This window comes from Ruegeria sp. SCSIO 43209 (assembly GCF_019904295.1).
Lineage (GTDB): Bacteria > Pseudomonadota > Alphaproteobacteria > Rhodobacterales > Rhodobacteraceae > Ruegeria.
This window is the reverse complement of record NZ_CP065362.1, coordinates 166,681-182,489: the sequence shown is the minus strand read 5'-3', so window position 1 is coordinate 182,489 and position 15,809 is coordinate 166,681. Positions and strand designations below refer to the sequence as shown.

Sequence of the window (15,809 nt, the reverse complement as noted above, 5' to 3'; positions counted from 1 at the left end):
CTCAGGCTGTCACGCCGGTTGGTGAACGATTTTCGCGGATGGGCAGGTGAATGATGGCGCTGAACGCTCCGATAGCGACGCCGATCCACCAAACCATGGTGTAATCACCGAATTGGTCGTACATGCGCCCGCCTAACCAGATGCCCAGAAAACTGCCGATCTGATGGCTCAGGAATACGATCCCGTAGAGCGTGCCCATGTACCGCAGGCCATAGAGATGTGCGACAAGGCCAGATGTTAGCGGTACGGTCGCCAACCAGAGCGATCCCATCACAAGCGAGAATGCGATCACGGACAAGGGCGTGATTGGGAACACGATGAAGGCACCTGCGGCAAGCGTTCGGCCGGTGTAAACCGCCGCGAGCAGGTACTTCTTCGGAAAGTGATTTCCAGCCCATCCGGCCAAAAGGGTTCCGCCGATATTGGCCAACCCAATCAACGAAATCGCAATCGCCCCCAAGGCTGAAGTTGTGGTGATCCCCATCGAATGTAAGAAGCCACCGGGTTGGATCGGGCCGCACATCTCGGTGACGAAGGCGGGGAAATGGGCTGTGACAAAGCCCAGTTGATAGCCACAACTGAAAAAGCCGATCGCAATCAGCGAATAAGACGGGTCGCGGAATGCCTTGGACAGGATCTGCCCCATACTCTCCTCTAGCTCCGTCCTGCTGATGGGCTGAGGCGCGCGCATGAATGGCAATGTCAGAATCAATGCAAGGATAGCCACCGCAAAGATCAGAAACACTTGCTGCCAGGGTAAGAAAGTCAGCAACCACTCTGCTGTGGGTGCGCCAATGACTTGCCCGAAACTGCCCGCTGCGGTGACAATCGCCAATGACATCGAGCGGTTCGCATCCGATGAGGCACGACCTACGACCGCAAGGACCACGCCAAACCCCGTCCCAGCGATCCCGAAACCCACGAGCCAAGCATACATCTGATGTTCAAACGGGGTAACGGACCATGCCGTCAGGACCATTCCCGCCGTATAGGTCAGAGCGCCCAGAACGATGGCGCGCCGATCACCTATCTTTTCCGCAATGGCGCCAAAGATCGGCTGGCCGATCCCCCAAGCCAGGTTTTGTATGGCGATCGCCATCGAAAAATCGCTGCGTAGCCAGCCGAACTCATCCGCAATCGGTATCTGGAACACACCAAAAGAGGCGCGTACGGCAAAACTGACTGTAATTACGATACAGCCGACGATCAGGATCGGGTTCAGCAAACGGGTGGATTGCGACATTAAGGCTCCGAAGATTGGTCCCAGCAGACGTTAGCGGTACAACTCGGCGCGTCAATTCAGGAGTTTTGTGACGCCAGTTCAGCAAAATTGATGTGTCTGGAAAAAAGGTTTCTTTTCAACACACGAAGCGATCGGTATGGCTCAACTCATGACGGATCTAATTTCACACTATGAAGATCTTATTGCTGATGGGACACTGACCCGGGACGACGCGCAAGAGGCTGTGCTGCCCCGGTTTGAGCGCATTCGGGCAACCTTGGCCGAACCGGTTAAGCGTGGATTTTTCCGCAAAGCGCCGCCGCCACCTAAGGGTTTGTATCTTTGGGGAGGTGTTGGGCGCGGCAAGTCGATGTTGATGGACATGTTTGTCGAGACATTGGGTGAAATCCCAGTTCGACGGGTGCATTTTCATGCGTTCATGCAGGAAATCCATTCCGGTCTGCACAAGGCGCGTGAAGACGGCGTTGAGGACGCGCTGGTCCCTGTAGCCGATGCAGTCATCAAATCGGCGCGGGTGCTGGCCTTTGATGAGATGCAGATCATCGATATCACCGACGCGATGATCGTGGGGCGGTTGTTTGATCTGCTCTACAAGGGTGGTGTCGTTATCGTTACGACTTCGAACAGACATCCGGATGATCTATATAAGGATGGGTTGAACCGGCAGCTTTTTCTGCCTTTCATACAGCACATCAAAGAGCAACTGGAAGTGTGGGAGTTGGTTTCACCCACGGATTACCGGCAGAACCGACTTGAAGGCTCGCCGGTTTACTTCACCCCCATCGGGCCCGAAGCGCGGGAGAAGATTCGTGGGGTTTGGAATGATCTGTCGGGTGGACCGGCAGAAGAGCTGGCTCTTCAGGTGAAGGGTCGCGAAGTTGTCCTGCCCGCCTTTCGCAACGGCGTTGCACGGGCCTCGTTTTATGACCTCTGCGGACGAATGTTGGGTCCGGGAGACTACCTGGCCATCGCAGAAGCGCTGAAGGTACTGGTTCTTGAAGATATCCCGCGTTTGTCACGCAATAATTTCAATGAGGCCAAGCGCTTCGTCACCCTGATCGATTCGCTTTATGAGGCGAAAGTTCGGCTGATTTGTTCCGCCGCTGCCGAGCCCGAGATGCTCTATGTCGAAGGAGAAGGAACTTTTGAGTTTGAGCGTACGGCCTCGCGCCTGCGGGAGATGCAAGACAAGGATTGGGGCAGATAGGGGGTGCTGCCCTGGCGCAGGATCTTTTTCATCAGGCGGAGGATCAGGCGTTTTCTCTAAGGATGTTTCCCGCAAGATAAAGCGACCCGCAGATCAGAATGCGTGCATCAGGGGTTTGAGCGGTGATTGCGGCGAGCGCGTCTGTGACGCTGTCTGCTGTTGTGGCGGCCAGATTCACCTTAGCAGCAGCGGCGGCGGTTTCGTCCGCGCTCAGCGTATTCTGCTCACCCGGGATCGATACGGCCGTCAGGCTGTCTGCCCTTTGGGCCAATGGCGCGAGATAACCGGTGACATCTTTGGTATTCAGCATACCACAAATCAAATGCGTGGGACGTTCTGGTAGTGAGGCTAGAACCTCGGCCAAAGCAGTGCCTGCAGCCGCGTTGTGACCACCATCCAACCACAACTCAGCCTGAGGGGCCTGCTCGACCAGAGGACCGGTTTTTAGCCGCTGCATGCGCGCGGGCCATTCGGCCTTGGCCACAGCGGCCTCGTAGGCATCATCGCCCATTTGCAGGTGGCGCAACGCAGCCAGAGCCGCGCCTGCATTTTCGATCTGATGAGCACCCAGTAGGTTTGGCATAGGCAGATCGCGCAAACCGGTTTCGTCCTGATAAATAAGGCGACCGTTCTCAATATGAACATGCCAGTGCTGCCCGTGGACCAATAGCGGAGCGCCCAGACGGGCTGCGGTATATTCGATGACTTCCAGCGCCTCATCCTGCTGCGGGCCGACGATGCAGGGAACGCCCGGCTTGATGATTCCGGCTTTTTCAGCGGCGATCTTGCCCAAAGTGTCGCCCAGGAACTGCTCATGGTCGATCGAGACGGGGGTGATGACCGTCAACTCGGGCCGTTCGATCACGTTGGTGGCGTCCAGCCGCCCGCCCAGCCCGACTTCGAGCAGCGTATAGTCAGCTTTGGTGCGGGAAAATACCAGCAGCGCGGCGCAGGTGGTGATTTCAAAATAGGTGATGTTCTCACCGCCATTGGCGGCGTAACACTCATCCAGCACGGCGGTAAGGTCGGGTTCGGAAATCAGCTCACCTGCCAGTCGGATTCGCTCGTGAAACCGGGCCAGATGAGGTGAGGTATAGGCATGGACCGCATGTCCTGCCCCTTCAAGCCCCGCCCGGATCATGGCCTGGGTCGAGCCCTTGCCATTGGTCCCAGCGATATGAATGACCGGAGGCAGCTTAACCTGAGGATTGTCTATTGCCGCCAGCAAACGCCATACCCTGTCCAAGGTCAGGTCGATGATCTTGGGGTGCAGCGCCATCATCCGGTCTAGGATGGCATCCGAAGATGGGGAGGTCATTTTTCGACCGCGTCCTCGGTGGGTGCCTCGGTTGGGGCTTCTTCCGGCTCGGGCGCAGGAAGGTCGCCTTTGACCGCAGGGGGCTGCTTCATCAGCATTCGGGTGATGGTGATCAGCTCATCCCGCATCTCGGTGCGTTTGGTCACTCGGTCGAGCATCCCGTGATCCAGCAGATATTCAGCGCGCTGGAATCCTTCGGGCAGTTTCTCACGAATGGTCTGTTCGATCACACGGGGTCCGGCGAAACAGATTAGGGCATTGGGTTCCGAAATATGAACGTCACCCAGCATCGCGTACGAGGCTGTAACGCCGCCTGTAGTCGGGTGGGTCAGGACAACAATATAGGGCAGGTTTGCTTCTTTAAGCATCTCCACTGCGACCGTCGTACGCGGCATTTGCATCAGGCTCAGAATGCCTTCCTGCATCCGCGCGCCGCCGGCTGCCGAAAACAGGATCAGGGGCCGCTGTAGCCTAACAGCCTCCTGTGCTGCAGCAATGATGGCATTGCCTACATACATGCCCATCGATCCGCCCATGAACGAAAAATCCTGCGCGGCTGCCACGATCGGGGTACGGCCGATTTCGCCAACGGCGACCAGCATCGCTTCTTTCTCGCCGGTCTTTTTCTGGGCCGCCTTCATACGGTCAGGGTATTTTTTCTGATCCCGAAACTGCAGGGGATCGTCTTTCGGTGCCGGGACATCAACCTCGGAAAAAATACCGCCATCAAACAGATGTTGGAACCGATCGCGCGGCGTGATTGCCATGTGATGGTCGCACTGGGTGCAGACATTCTGGTTTTCCGCCAATTCGCGGTGGAACAGCATGGTTCCACACTCATCACACTTGTGCCAAAGGTTTTCGGGCACTTCGCGGCGCGAGAAGATCGAATTGATCCGGGGGCGGACGTAGTTTGTGATCCAGTTCATGTCGGAACCTTGATAATGCGGCGTTGACGTCAAATAAGACGCAATGCCGGGAAATGCAATCAGCGCCTGAGGACCAATCTTGCGGTGAGCCACCCCACGATCATCAGCGCAAAGTCGACTAGCAACCAAGGTCGCAACGCTTCGGCGTCCGATGCCTCATAAGGAAGATGGAACAAGGCCAGGCCACCAAGGTTGTCGGGAAACGAAATGACAAGCAGAGCCGCGATGTTATTGAAAAAATGCAGCGCAATGGCGGGGCCCAGCGTACCCGCTCGCGCGGTCAGATCGGCGGTCAAAAGCCCAAATGTCAGCGCCCAGATGGCAATCAAGACCGCATTGTCTCCGACCGTCGCGGGGCTGTAGTGGCCAGCTGCGAACAAGATTGATGGCAGACCCATCCAGATCAGCGGAGACCGAAACCGCGCGGCGAGGCCCTGTTGCATATAGCCTCGGAACAGGATTTCCTCGGCGCTGGTCTGAATCAGCACCGCAACAGCGGATAAGGGAAGCAGCAAAAGCCATTTGGTTAACGCGAGGTTCGCCACCAATGGTGCACCAAGGTCATAGGGGGGGAGTATGAATATGACTGCACCCAGCAGAAGCAATGCGCGAACAACGCGCCAAAACTGCCAGATTGCGATGGATTGTTCGCCCAGGACCGAGGCAAGTGACCGGTGCTGAAATAGTCGTGCCCCCAGCGCCACGCCAATAGTGACAAAAATAAAGCTGGAGAGCACAATAAGGAGCGCTGTTGGCGACGATCCATTCAAGAATGTGACCGCCGATCCTGATGAGCCAAGACTGGCAACGATTGCGAACAAGATTGCATTGAGCGTGACCACAACCACTGAGACCAGCGCAAGACCAGCCAACAAGCGCCATATCTCGGGATATCTGCGGGCGGCACCTAGCAATTGCTGATGACTTGAATAGGCCCCCCGCCTTTCATTAGTGCTCATCGGTTTGCTCAGCACTTACCGAAGGCAGGTCATCCCCAATTGGAGTGTTGGGGTCACGCAACCGCTCGGACACCGTGGACAGGTATCCGGCCACGGTTTCAAGCAGCCTCATCGCAACGCCCGCGTCACTTTCAATCACAGCACGCAATTCCTCCGCGCCGATCCGCAGGAACGAGCAATCCGTGAGGGCCACCAAATCCAATTGTCGCGGCTCATTGGTGATAATCGCAAGATCGCCGATAAGGCGCCCGGGTTCTACTATCGAGAGCGAACGCATTTCACCGTGTTCATTCAGCCAATTCAGGCTTGCCGAACCTGAAATACACAAATACGCCGCATCGGGAGCCTGGCCACGTGCGAAAATGGTTTGACCTGCCGCGACCTCGTACCATTGGGCCGAAAACGCCAGAAGACGCTGGTTGCGCCCATCGACTCGTGAAAACAACTCGGTCGAAGAAATGATCTTGAGTTTCCGGCTCAGGTCGTCCGTCCCGGTGTCTTCGGCATCGGTGGACACGCGTGAGACACCATCGATGCGACCGTCCTTTATTTCAACAAACAAATCATAGGCTTCCGGATGGGCAAAATGATCCTCCATAAAGATCATAATCGAGTCGGGTAATAACTCGCGCAGCTTCAGACGAGTCCGCAGGCGGCTTTCAGAGTCGTGGCTGGCCAGTGCCTTGTCGAGTATCAGGATATCGGGGCGTTTGATCCCGGCACGAGAAAAGGCAGCACGCTCCTGAAACACTGTCGGAAGGTTGTTCCCACCTAACCCGGACGGCAGGTCGTAGATGATCGCGGCGGCCCTTCGGCGCAGCCCGGCCTCGTTCAGAACCTCCGCGACCAGATCTTCGATCTCTTCTGCATGAGCACCAGCCATGATGGATACCCGACCATACAGAGCGTTTTCCATTGCTGTCAGGCGGGGAACGTAGACGTCCGGTGACACCGGCACGAACATCGCACCCATAGCGCCCCGCAGCCGTTCGGCCTGACTGTGACGAATGGAAAGGATTTTGTCCTTGTACTCCTCAGGGAAACTCGGGCCGATTTGTTCAGCGGTCAGCATGAATGGGACGGTCAACAGCAGCGCACGTTCCTGATCGCCGATGGCTTCTTCGCCCTTGGTTTTGCGGCGCTCTTCGATATCAAGCAGACGGTGGTACATGTCTTTTGACATGCCAAGCCGCAAGAACAATGGGTGATCGGCCCCATCTCGCCCGAAAGTCTGGTTTAGGGTTTCCAGAACGGCCTGAGCGATGCTGAGCGCGTCATCATCCAGGCCATTGCCCGTAAGCAACGACAGAAAGCGGTGGTCCCCCGCCAGAATGTCCGGTGCGATATCATGCGTCGGTGAAGCGAACAGCAGGTTCCCGCCCAAGGGCACGGCGGGATTGAACTGGTCAGGATCGAACCGATAGACATACTTGTCCAACCCGCGCTCTTGCAGGCGTGTGGCAACGGTATCTCGCAGATCGACTATTTCTTTCGCCAGCACCGGGTGTACTTCCGGGTCGAACTGAGAGCGCAAAGTGCGCCGGAACATAAATTCATCAATGCCCATCGCTTCGACAAGCTGGAACCACCAATCGCGAATATCCTCGATGTCATCAAGACCCGCGAGGCTTGGATCGATCCATTCATCGGACAGTGAATCGGGTGGGTTCCCGGCGCGCACGGCTTCGATCTGGCGGCGTGAGGGGGCCTGCAATGAACCACTTTCGTGTTGAGGATGCGTGCGCAGCGGCATTAGCAGGTTATCACCCAATGTTCCGTCGAACAGGTAAGGGCGTGAATAGGCATAGCCGATCCGCGCCGCAATCACCGCCTGATGCAGGCTGTTGAGGTTGTGGCCAGCCATCAGAACCTCGCCTTGAACCGGCAGCACTTCGCGCGTCAGCAACTGCGCAAGCGCACTGCGTTCCGAAGCGTGTTTCGACTGAATCGCAACCCGAGCGCCTTGGGGAATGGTAAGATCAATATCCTCAAGTATGGTCTTGCCGTCATCATCACGAACGGTCACGTTGCGCAGTTCGATATCGCCGGTTAGGTGCGGGATCGCCTCGGGGACGCCCTCAAACAACTGTTCGGGTATCATATTCGATGGGGCAAACCGTTCGGTCACAATTTCCCAGCGCAGTGACATGTCCTGTACCTGGTTGTAGTAGGTCAGAAGATCCTTCCAAGGGCCGCTGAGGTCTTTATATGCACCCAACGCGGCGACCAATGCGCCTACTGTCACCTCGCCCGTGATCGCCAGATAGCCGCCCACTGAATAGAACAGGAAGGGTGTCATCTGAGTGATCAGATTGTTGAGGAACTTCATGAAGAACTTCTTGTTGTAGATCTTAAAGCGGATCTCGAACAAGGTTCCTAGCCGATGGCTGAATTGCGCCAGACGATAGCGCCAGCCGCCATTGGTGCGCAGATCGCTGATACCAGCAGCACTTTCGCCAATCTCAGAGCTCAGCCGCCTGACCTCCTGAATGCGATCCTTGTTCAGAAGGTTGATCTGACGCTGCAATTTGGGAATCAGCCAAGCCTGCAAAGGGATCAATGCAATACTGGCCAGACCAAACCACACGCTTTGCATGAAAAGAAACGTGACGATCGTCATCATCTGGCCGAACTGAAAAACGGGCTGCGCGATGGCATCTCCCATCAACCCGCCCATGGGTTCGGCCTCGGACGTGATCATCGATACCAGTTCACCTTGGCTGGTGGTGGCGAAATAGGATTTGGGAAAGCGCATCGAGCGGCTGATCAAGGTAAAGCGAAGGCGACGCAACATCCGCTCGGCGAGAATGCCTTTCATGGTATTGATGCGCATTTTCATCACGCCACTGGCGATGACAGTTGCCAAAAAGGCAAAGCACAGAATCAGCAGGTACTGCACCTGTGTCACGGTGATACCAAGTGCTGTCACGGTGTCAGCGGGCGCACCAATCGCGTCGTTGATGATCTGCTTGGGAAGCTCCAACGAAGCGTAAAGGAACGGAAATGACAGAACGGTCAGCAATAGCAGGACCAATTGCTGTTTTTTCGAATGCTTCCATATGAATGAAAATAGGGTGGGTTCCATTCCCCTGCCTCATGATGAGCCTGTATGATCCGGGACAAATGCCGATTGCCCGAGCGCCGACGGTAAGCCTCGGCCCGAGCTATTGCAAGAATGGCGGCTCTTTGCGACGCAGAAACCAGCTGGATAGGAGATCACATTTAGGATTCGGGAAGATTTATCCGCTAATCAAGTAAGACTGGTTTGTCCCCTACCCCGACTTTGACTAAAGAGGGGCTGTCTTGAAAGATGGGGCGATGGGCAGATTACTGGATCGATATATTCAACTAAAGGCTCTGGGGCGCTGGCAGCGTGCCGCGCAGCAGTCTGACCACCTCGCACTGCCTGAGCTTCGCCGCCAACGTGATGACGCCCGGCGGTTGCGCGGCAAACTTGAACAAGCAATTCAAAAAGCTGATGCTCGCCTGATCCAACCCTTGATTGGGGCGACCCAATTTCCAAAACCCTTGGGAACGGATTGGTCGTGGCGACCGGACCTGTGGCGGACGCCACTGATCCGCAAAGGTATAGCCTCGGCCCCGCGCAAGGCGCGGATGGATGGGCAGGTCATCCTGTTTCACGATTGCAGCCAGGTCGAGATCGGGCTGCAGCAAATCCGAAATCGGCGAGACAAGGATTTGGCGCCTTTCAGTCTGGCCGTTGAGGTATTTGATTTTCAGGGATCTTTCCTGTCGCTTTCCATTGATCTGCCCACGGATGCCGCCATAAATCTGTCCCGCCAGCATCTGATGCGGGTCGACACTCTGGTTGAGTACGAGCGTTCTACCGTAGTCTTCGCCCGCCTGAACATTCAGCATGGCCCAAATACCGAGCAGGTTCTGCGCGAACTTGATCTTTCAACACCTGCGGCGACTGTAGATTTTGATCTGGCCCATCTGAACGTGAATGAGCGTCGAATTGAAAAACTCTGGCTGGATCTGATCATTGATCAACCCGCGATGAACCGTGTGGTGTTTCGTGACCTGACATTCTGCCGTTACCACCGGGCTGATCTGTAAAGGGTACTCAATGTCTCATACCACCCTGACACCAATCCGCTTCGAAAACGGCCTGTGGGAAGGCCATTTGACCAGCGAAAGCCCCCCTCAGATCAAGGTGCTGTTTCTTGGTGAGCCTTTGACTGATGTTGAGTTGGAACCAGCAACAGATGGCTGGGCCTTGCGCATCCCTGTGCCGCCCGCCGCCCTGTCGGAAGGTGTCCATACTGTCGTGATTCACGATGGAACAACAGGCCATAAGCTGGGGGATTTCACCATCATCGCCGGTTCACCCGCCGCAGATGACTTGAGGGCCGAAGTCGCTTTGTTGCGCGCCGAGTTGGACATGTTAAAGCGCGCGTTCCGCCGCTCTCAGGCATCTCAAAGCGAAACCTGACCACAGTACCGATAGGATTGTCCCTATCTTTTCAGGTCCATACGTGCATCATTGGATTGGCCTATGGATCGCAACAGCATCATAAAGGTCATCGCGCTGATGGTGACGGGTTTCGGGATCGGGATCGATTTTACCGGTGCCCTCATGCTGGTCCCGGCAATCGAAAACAGCTTTGACGCCGACATCACCAGCACCCAGTGGGTTCTGAATATTTACGCTCTGTTCTTTGCCATGACGATGGTGGCCGGAGGTCGCCTGGGTGACATGTATGGTCATCGCAAGATGATGATCATCGGTCTTTCGATCTTTCTGTTTGCGTCGGTTTTATGCTTTGTCTCACCCGGATTGGACTACCTGATCGGCGCACGCGCCTTGCAGGGGATCGGGGCGGGATGCGTGTGGCCCTGCACACTGGCATTTGGAGCCACCAAAGTGTCGAAAGAAGAACACCGCGCATTGGTGATGGGGCTGATACTGGCGGGTGTCACCACGGGTAATGTCTTTGGACCGATGATTAGCGGCGCGGTGGTCAATCTGGGTGATTGGCGGTTGTTTTTCCTCGCCAATGTGGTGTTTTCCAGCATTTCGATGACGACTGCGATCCTGCTGATGGAGCGTGAGACCGAGCATAAGAAAGGTGAACACATCGACTTTGCCGGGATGGGCATCCTTTCTTTTGCAGTTTTGCTCTTGCTTTACGGTTTGGATGTTGGTGCCGATTGGGGCTGGACTTCGCTGCCGCTTTTGCTGCTGTTTTTTGTCAGCGCCGTTTTGTTCTTCCTGTTTCCGAAAGTCGAAAAGAGGGTCAAGGAACCCTTGCTAATGCCTCAGTTGATGCAGAACCGAGAGTTTCTGATTACCTTGGGTCTGAATATGTTCAACGTCTCGGCAGCTTTTGTCGGGCTGCTATATTTTCCGCAGTATATGCAAAAAGTCTTGGGATGGTCTGTGTTCCAATCGGCGCTGGGTTTGGCACCGCTGACGGTGTTGCTAGCGGTCGGATCAATCGTCTCGGGTACGCTGTATAACGATTTTGGGCCCAAGCGACTGCTGTTTTGGGGATATATTTGCGCCACAGTCGGGGCGGCAAGCGTTGTCATCATGCCTTCCGGGACCGGATATTTTCAGATTCTGCCCGGAATGGCGCTGATTGGTTTGGGCGCAACGCTGACGGTCGGGCCTTCGGGAACAGCCGCTGTATGCGCGGTCAAGCCGGAACGCGCCGGACTGGTTGGCGGCCTGAGTTTCATGACCCATCTCGTCTATGGGGCAATCGCGGTCGCCTGTGCGACGGCGGTCATGTATGTGACAAGCCTGTCCAGCCTGAAAACCCGATTGACCGCGTCAGGCATCAAAATGTCCGAGGCTGATCAGAAAGCGATCAATGGTGGAACGCTGAACACAGACTCGGCAAAAGCAGTGCTTGAAAAGTTGAATTCAGGTGAAACTGAAAAGGTTCAGGCCGCCATTGCGGCGGCCTTTGATACCGGAATGAATATGGCTTTTGTATTCGCCACGATCTCAGTCGCTGCTGGAATCGTCCTAGCGCTGATGCTGGATGAGAAAAAGCTGCACAAGGTCGAAGGGTAACCCGTACAGGTGTAAGTATGGGGCCGCTGGTGGCGGCCCCTATCCTTTATTGTGAAGGTCCAGTCGGATTGAATGCGGACAGGCCCTTGAGAATATCGATGGCATAGGCCAGTTGATAATCCTCTTCCCGCAGCTCCGCGGTGGCTTCGGCCTTGGCGCGATCCTCTTCGATCTGGCGAATCTCGTCCTCGCTGAGGCTGTCATTGTTCAGGCTGCCACGCAGATCGGCCTCGGACCGGGTGCGGGTGTTTGTATCTTCCTCTTCCTCGTCAACCGGGTTGTTGCGTGGTTGTTCGACGATGATGTCCGGGCTGACGCCAAGCGCCTGAATCGAACGACCCGAGGGCGTGTAGTAGCGAGAGGTTGTCAGACGCATAGCCCCGTCACCCCGAAGCGGCATGACCGTCTGCACCGATCCCTTGCCGAAGCTCTTAGTACCAACCACGATGGCGCGATTGTGATCCTGCAAGGCGCCCGCGACAATTTCCGACGCCGAGGCCGAACCACCGTTGATCAGCACAACGATGGGCTTGCCTCCGGTCAGATCGCCGGGTGTTGCGTTGAATCGCTCACCATCTTCGAGATTGCGACCCCGGGTCGAGACGATTTCGCCCTCATCCAGGAACGCGTCAGAGACCTTAATGGCCTGTGTCAATAGCCCGCCCGGATTGTTACGCAGATCCAGAACGATGCCATTGACGTTTTCGATGCCTCCGGCCTCTTCGATCTGTTCTTCCAGTCCTTCCTTGAGGTTCGGATAGGTTTGGTCATTGAAGGTCGTGACACGCAACACGACACTTGTACCTTCGGTACGTGCACGAACTGCGGTCAGCTTGATCGTGTCGCGAACGATCGTTACGTCGAATGGCTCCTGCTCGCCTTCACGCACGACTGTGATCACGATTTCCGATCCCACCGGGCCGCGCATCAGGTCCACGGCTTTATCCAGCGTCAGCCCCAAAATGCTCTCGCCATCCACATGAGTGATGAAATCGCCCGCTTCGATACCAGCAGCATCCGCTGGGGTGTCATCGATGGGCGATACAACTTTGACAAAGCCTTCTTCCTGCGTGACTTCGATACCGAGCCCGCCAAACTCGCCACGTGTCTGCACGCGCATCTGCTCGGCATCATCAGGCGACAGGTAGCTGGAATGTGGGTCTAGCGAGGTCAGCATCCCATCAATCGCAGCCTCGATCAGCTCGTCGGTTTCTACCTCTTCGACATACTGGGCGCGAATACGTTCGAAAATGTCACCGAACAGATCAAGTTGTTCGTAAACACTTGCCTTGTTCTCGGCCTCTTGCGCAAGCAGAGGGCCTGCGATCTGTGTTGTTGCGACTATCCCTGCCACGGTGCCGGCCAGTCCGGCCATCACAAATTTCTTCATACTCGTTTATCCATCCTTGTCCGTCCGGAACCATGATTCCGGGTCCACTGGGCTGTTATCCTGTCTTACTTCTATATAGAGCGTTTCTGACCAGTCAGTTCCAGTGCCATCACCGCTTGTTGACATAATAGCGCCGATTTCCGGAGTTTCACCCGGCATCAAACCTACCGGAGTACCCTCGGGTATCACTTCCCCGGTCAGACCATATACCTCTTGCAGACCTGAGAACACGAATAGCAATCCGGGCTGGGGTTCAAGGATCACAAGATTCCCGAGATCCAGCAAGGGCCCGCGGTAACGGATCGTGGCAGCCGTTGGCGCGGTGACCAATGCGCGGGGTCGCGTGCCCAGCACCAGCCCAGGGCGCCTTACCCCCGCTGCGTCCGTTTCACCCGCCCGGTGCAGCATGACCCCTTGTGCGGGCAACGCGATTTGACCTTTCCGGCCCGAGACATCTGCATTTGTATCTTCAATCTCACCATCGGTGATCTCGGATAACCCACTGGCAAACCCATCCAGCGTTTCGGTCGAGGATATCAGGATCGCTGTACGCACAGGATCTTCTACGAAACGGCGCGGCAGATCGGTCCGGTCCGCTATCGCCTCACTAAGCTGCGTGCGGGCATCCTGAACACCCTCCAACCCTTCGGTCAGCGTATTGGCAGCGTTTTGTTGAAGCTGTCGCAGTGTCTGTACCTCTTGCAATTCGTTTGCAAGCGCCTGAGCCTGCGCGTTCAACCCAGGCGTGACTTCGGACAACATCATACCAGTGCGCGCGGCCCCAAGTGGGCCGGACGGGTGCAGCATAAGTACTGGAGGCGCGGTGGTTTCGATCGTCTGCAGAACACCTAACAGCTGCGCTACCTCCTGCTCTTGTACCTGCAATTCTGCAGTCAATTGCGCCTCGCGCAAGGCCGCGCGGCGCAGGCCGTCGCGCATAGCGCTCAGACCAGCCTCGTAGGCTTTTATGGTTTCGGTCAGAGCTTTGACCCGGTCGCGGGCAGATTCGGCCTCAGTCAACGCGATCGAGGCTTGCTCCAGCATCTCGGCCGCTTCTAGTGCCGCCTTTGACGGGCTGGTTTGGGCGACGACAGGGGTGGCCCAAATCAGCGCTGCAGCAACGATCGGGCGCAATCTCATGTCAGCAAGCTTTCCCCTGTCATTTCAACGGGTTTCGGCAATTCCATAAGCTGCAACAAAGTTGGAGCAAGATCGGCCAAGCGCCCATCGCGCAGGCTTGCCCCTTCGGGGCCGCCGACCAGAACAACAGGCACGGGATTCAGCGTATGCGCCGTATGTGGACCGCCCGTTTCCGGGTCAACCATCATTTCACAATTACCGTGATCTGCGGTCAAAATCATCGCACCCCCGACCTGCTTCAGCGCTGCAACCACCTGCCCCAGCCCTTGATCAACAGCTTCACAGGCTTCAATCGCAGCTTGCAGATCACCGGTATGACCAACCATATCTGGATTGGCGTAGTTGGTGACGATCAGATCATATCCGCCGTGGATCGCCTCGACGAACTTTTCTGTCACTTCGGCCGAGGACATCTCGGGCTGCAAATCATATGTCGCCACTTTGGGCGATTTGGGCATGAAGCGATCCTCGCCACCCTCGGGCTGCTCTTTGCCACCGTTCAGGAAGAAAGTGACATGAGGGTACTTCTCGGTTTCGGCCAGCCGGAACTGGCGCAGGCCTTGCTTAGCAACCCATTCGCCCAGCGTGTTCACGATATCCCGCTTGGGAAATACGGTCGTCATATAATCGCTGTGGCCATCGGAATACTCAACCATGCCCAGTAACGCCGACAACTGCGGGCGCGGACCGTTGTCGAACTCAGCAAAACCGGGCTCCCCAATTGCCCGCAGGATTTCTCGGGCACGGTCGGCGCGGAAGTTCAGGCAAAAGAACCCATCACCGTCCTTAATACCGGAATAACCAGCAAGAACCGTGGGCGCGATAAACTCGTCGGTTTCGGATTGGGCGTAGGCATGGTCGACGGCCTCATGGGCCGAGGCCACGGTGCGCCCCTGACCTTTGACTATTGCGTCATAGGCCTCGGAAACGCGTACCCAGCGATTATCGCGGTCCATGGCAAAGTAGCGCCCACAGACGGTGACGACCTTTGCGCCATCGGGCAACCGGTCTTCGAGTTCGGCGATGTAGGTAAAGGCCGATTTCGGGGCCACATCGCGCCCGTCGGTGATCGCATGTAGCGCCACAGGCACACCCGCATCGGTAGCCGCTTTGGCGGCAGCTACGATGTGATCCAGGTGCCCGTGCACGCCCCCATCCGATACCAGCCCCATCAGATGCGCTGTCCCGCCTGCAGCTTTCACCTTAGCGATGAAGCTCTGCAGCGCCTCATTGTGAAAGAAAGAACCGTCTTCTATGGCTAGGTCAATCTGCCCCAGATCCATCGCAACCACGCGCCCAGCCCCGATATTGGTGTGACCAACCTCGGAATTACCCATCTGACCACTAGGTAGACCCACATCCGGCCCGTGCGTTATCAGTTGCGCATGAGGACCTTCAGCCATGAGAGCATCAAAGGTTGGCGTATTTGCCAGATAAGGCGCATTGGCCTTGGTGTCGTCGGATAGGCCCCAACCATCAAGGATACAAAGGACAACGGGCTTTGGGGCGGTCATGAAAGCTCTCCGATTGAGGCGGCGTTGCTGTCTTCTACCCCCTGCCCGCTCAAGGTTGAACCG

Annotated in this window: 12 protein-coding genes; 4 read left to right on the top strand and 8 right to left on the bottom strand. The window is 56.3% G+C overall.

Annotation, left to right across the window (positions count from 1 at the left end; genetic code table 11):
* Position 1 precedes the first annotated feature (1 nt).
* On the bottom strand, positions 2–1,243 hold the full coding sequence (locus I5192_RS20295; RefSeq protein WP_223118640.1) for an MFS transporter: 1,242 nt from the start codon (positions 1,241–1,243) through the stop codon (positions 2–4).
* 148 nt (positions 1,244–1,391) lie between these two features.
* On the opposite strand from I5192_RS20295, the gene zapE reads away from it, so the two are divergent.
* Positions 1,392–2,450 (top strand): cell division protein ZapE, encoded by a 1,059-nt coding sequence (gene zapE, locus I5192_RS20290; RefSeq protein WP_223118639.1) that lies wholly within the window; start codon positions 1,392–1,394, stop codon positions 2,448–2,450.
* A gap of 43 nt (positions 2,451–2,493) precedes the next feature.
* On the opposite strand, the gene I5192_RS20285 is transcribed toward zapE, so the two are convergent.
* The 4 genes from I5192_RS20285 to I5192_RS20270 are packed head-to-tail and all read right to left on the bottom strand — an operon-like array spanning position 2,494 to position 8,741.
* Positions 2,494–3,768 (bottom strand): folylpolyglutamate synthase/dihydrofolate synthase family protein, encoded by a 1,275-nt coding sequence (locus I5192_RS20285; protein WP_223118638.1) that lies wholly within the window; start codon positions 3,766–3,768, stop codon positions 2,494–2,496.
* A complete protein-coding gene (accD, locus tag I5192_RS20280) occupies positions 3,765–4,697 on the bottom strand; it encodes an acetyl-CoA carboxylase, carboxyltransferase subunit beta (protein WP_170393952.1) in 933 nt (310 codons plus the stop codon). Before accD ends, I5192_RS20285 begins: the two co-directional genes overlap by 4 nt.
* A gap of 59 nt (positions 4,698–4,756) precedes the next feature.
* On the bottom strand, positions 4,757–5,656 hold the full coding sequence (locus tag I5192_RS20275) for a CPBP family intramembrane glutamic endopeptidase (protein WP_223118637.1): 900 nt from the start codon (positions 5,654–5,656) through the stop codon (positions 4,757–4,759).
* The gene (locus tag I5192_RS20270; protein ID WP_223118636.1) at positions 5,646–8,741 is read right to left on the bottom strand and encodes an ABC transporter transmembrane domain-containing protein; all 3,096 of its coding nucleotides are present in this window, start codon (positions 8,739–8,741) and stop codon (positions 5,646–5,648) included. The genes I5192_RS20275 and I5192_RS20270 overlap by 11 nt, the downstream gene beginning before the upstream one ends.
* 233 nt (positions 8,742–8,974) lie before the next feature.
* Here I5192_RS20270 and I5192_RS20265 point away from each other — a divergent pair, with 233 nt between their 5' ends.
* From I5192_RS20265 to I5192_RS20255, 3 genes are all read left to right on the top strand, one after another.
* Positions 8,975–9,736 (top strand): DUF6478 family protein, encoded by a 762-nt coding sequence (locus tag I5192_RS20265; RefSeq protein WP_223118635.1) that lies wholly within the window; start codon positions 8,975–8,977, stop codon positions 9,734–9,736.
* Positions 9,737–9,746: 10 nt separating this feature from the next.
* Positions 9,747–10,112, top strand: coding sequence for a hypothetical protein (locus I5192_RS20260; protein WP_170407248.1), 366 nt, complete (start codon positions 9,747–9,749; stop codon positions 10,110–10,112).
* A gap of 63 nt (positions 10,113–10,175) precedes the next feature.
* Positions 10,176–11,702, top strand: coding sequence for an MFS transporter (locus I5192_RS20255; RefSeq protein ID WP_223118634.1), 1,527 nt, complete (start codon positions 10,176–10,178; stop codon positions 11,700–11,702).
* A gap of 46 nt (positions 11,703–11,748) precedes the next feature.
* On the opposite strand, the gene I5192_RS20250 is transcribed toward I5192_RS20255, so the two are convergent.
* Genes I5192_RS20250 through gpmI form a run of 3 tightly spaced genes read right to left on the bottom strand, consistent with a single transcriptional unit; the run spans position 11,749 to position 15,746 of the window.
* Positions 11,749–13,092, bottom strand: a complete 1,344-nt coding sequence (locus I5192_RS20250; protein ID WP_170393963.1) for a S41 family peptidase — start codon at positions 13,090–13,092, stop codon at positions 11,749–11,751.
* A gap of 6 nt (positions 13,093–13,098) precedes the next feature.
* Positions 13,099–14,232: a murein hydrolase activator EnvC gene (locus I5192_RS20245; RefSeq protein ID WP_223118633.1), complete on the bottom strand. Its 1,134-nt coding sequence runs from the start codon at positions 14,230–14,232 to the stop codon at positions 13,099–13,101.
* Positions 14,229–15,746 carry a 2,3-bisphosphoglycerate-independent phosphoglycerate mutase gene (gene gpmI / locus I5192_RS20240; RefSeq protein ID WP_223118632.1) on the bottom strand — a complete coding sequence of 506 codons (1,518 nt, stop codon included), beginning with the start codon at positions 15,744–15,746 and terminating at the stop codon, positions 14,229–14,231. The genes I5192_RS20245 and gpmI overlap by 4 nt, the downstream gene beginning before the upstream one ends.
* Positions 15,747–15,809: the final 63 nt, after the last annotated feature.

Excerpts from the sequence above, each read along its gene's own strand:
- I5192_RS20295 (WP_223118640.1), bottom strand. The coding sequence starts at position 1,243 with ATGTCGCAATCCACCCGTTTGCTGAACCCGATCCTGATCGTCGGCTGT.
- zapE (WP_223118639.1), top strand. The coding sequence starts at position 1,392 with ATGACGGATCTAATTTCACACTATGAAGATCTTATTGCTGATGGGACA.
- I5192_RS20285 (WP_223118638.1), bottom strand. The coding sequence starts at position 3,768 with ATGACCTCCCCATCTTCGGATGCCATCCTAGACCGGATGATGGCGCTG.
- accD (WP_170393952.1), bottom strand. The coding sequence starts at position 4,697 with ATGAACTGGATCACAAACTACGTCCGCCCCCGGATCAATTCGATCTTC.
- I5192_RS20275 (WP_223118637.1), bottom strand. The coding sequence starts at position 5,656 with ATGAGCACTAATGAAAGGCGGGGGGCCTATTCAAGTCATCAGCAATTG.
- I5192_RS20270 (WP_223118636.1), bottom strand. The coding sequence starts at position 8,741 with ATGGAACCCACCCTATTTTCATTCATATGGAAGCATTCGAAAAAACAG.
- I5192_RS20265 (WP_223118635.1), top strand. The coding sequence starts at position 8,975 with ATGGGCAGATTACTGGATCGATATATTCAACTAAAGGCTCTGGGGCGC.
- I5192_RS20260 (WP_170407248.1), top strand. The coding sequence starts at position 9,747 with ATGTCTCATACCACCCTGACACCAATCCGCTTCGAAAACGGCCTGTGG.
- I5192_RS20255 (WP_223118634.1), top strand. The coding sequence starts at position 10,176 with ATGGATCGCAACAGCATCATAAAGGTCATCGCGCTGATGGTGACGGGT.
- I5192_RS20250 (WP_170393963.1), bottom strand. The coding sequence starts at position 13,092 with ATGAAGAAATTTGTGATGGCCGGACTGGCCGGCACCGTGGCAGGGATA.
- I5192_RS20245 (WP_223118633.1), bottom strand. The coding sequence starts at position 14,232 with ATGAGATTGCGCCCGATCGTTGCTGCAGCGCTGATTTGGGCCACCCCT.
- gpmI (WP_223118632.1), bottom strand. The coding sequence starts at position 15,746 with ATGACCGCCCCAAAGCCCGTTGTCCTTTGTATCCTTGATGGTTGGGGC.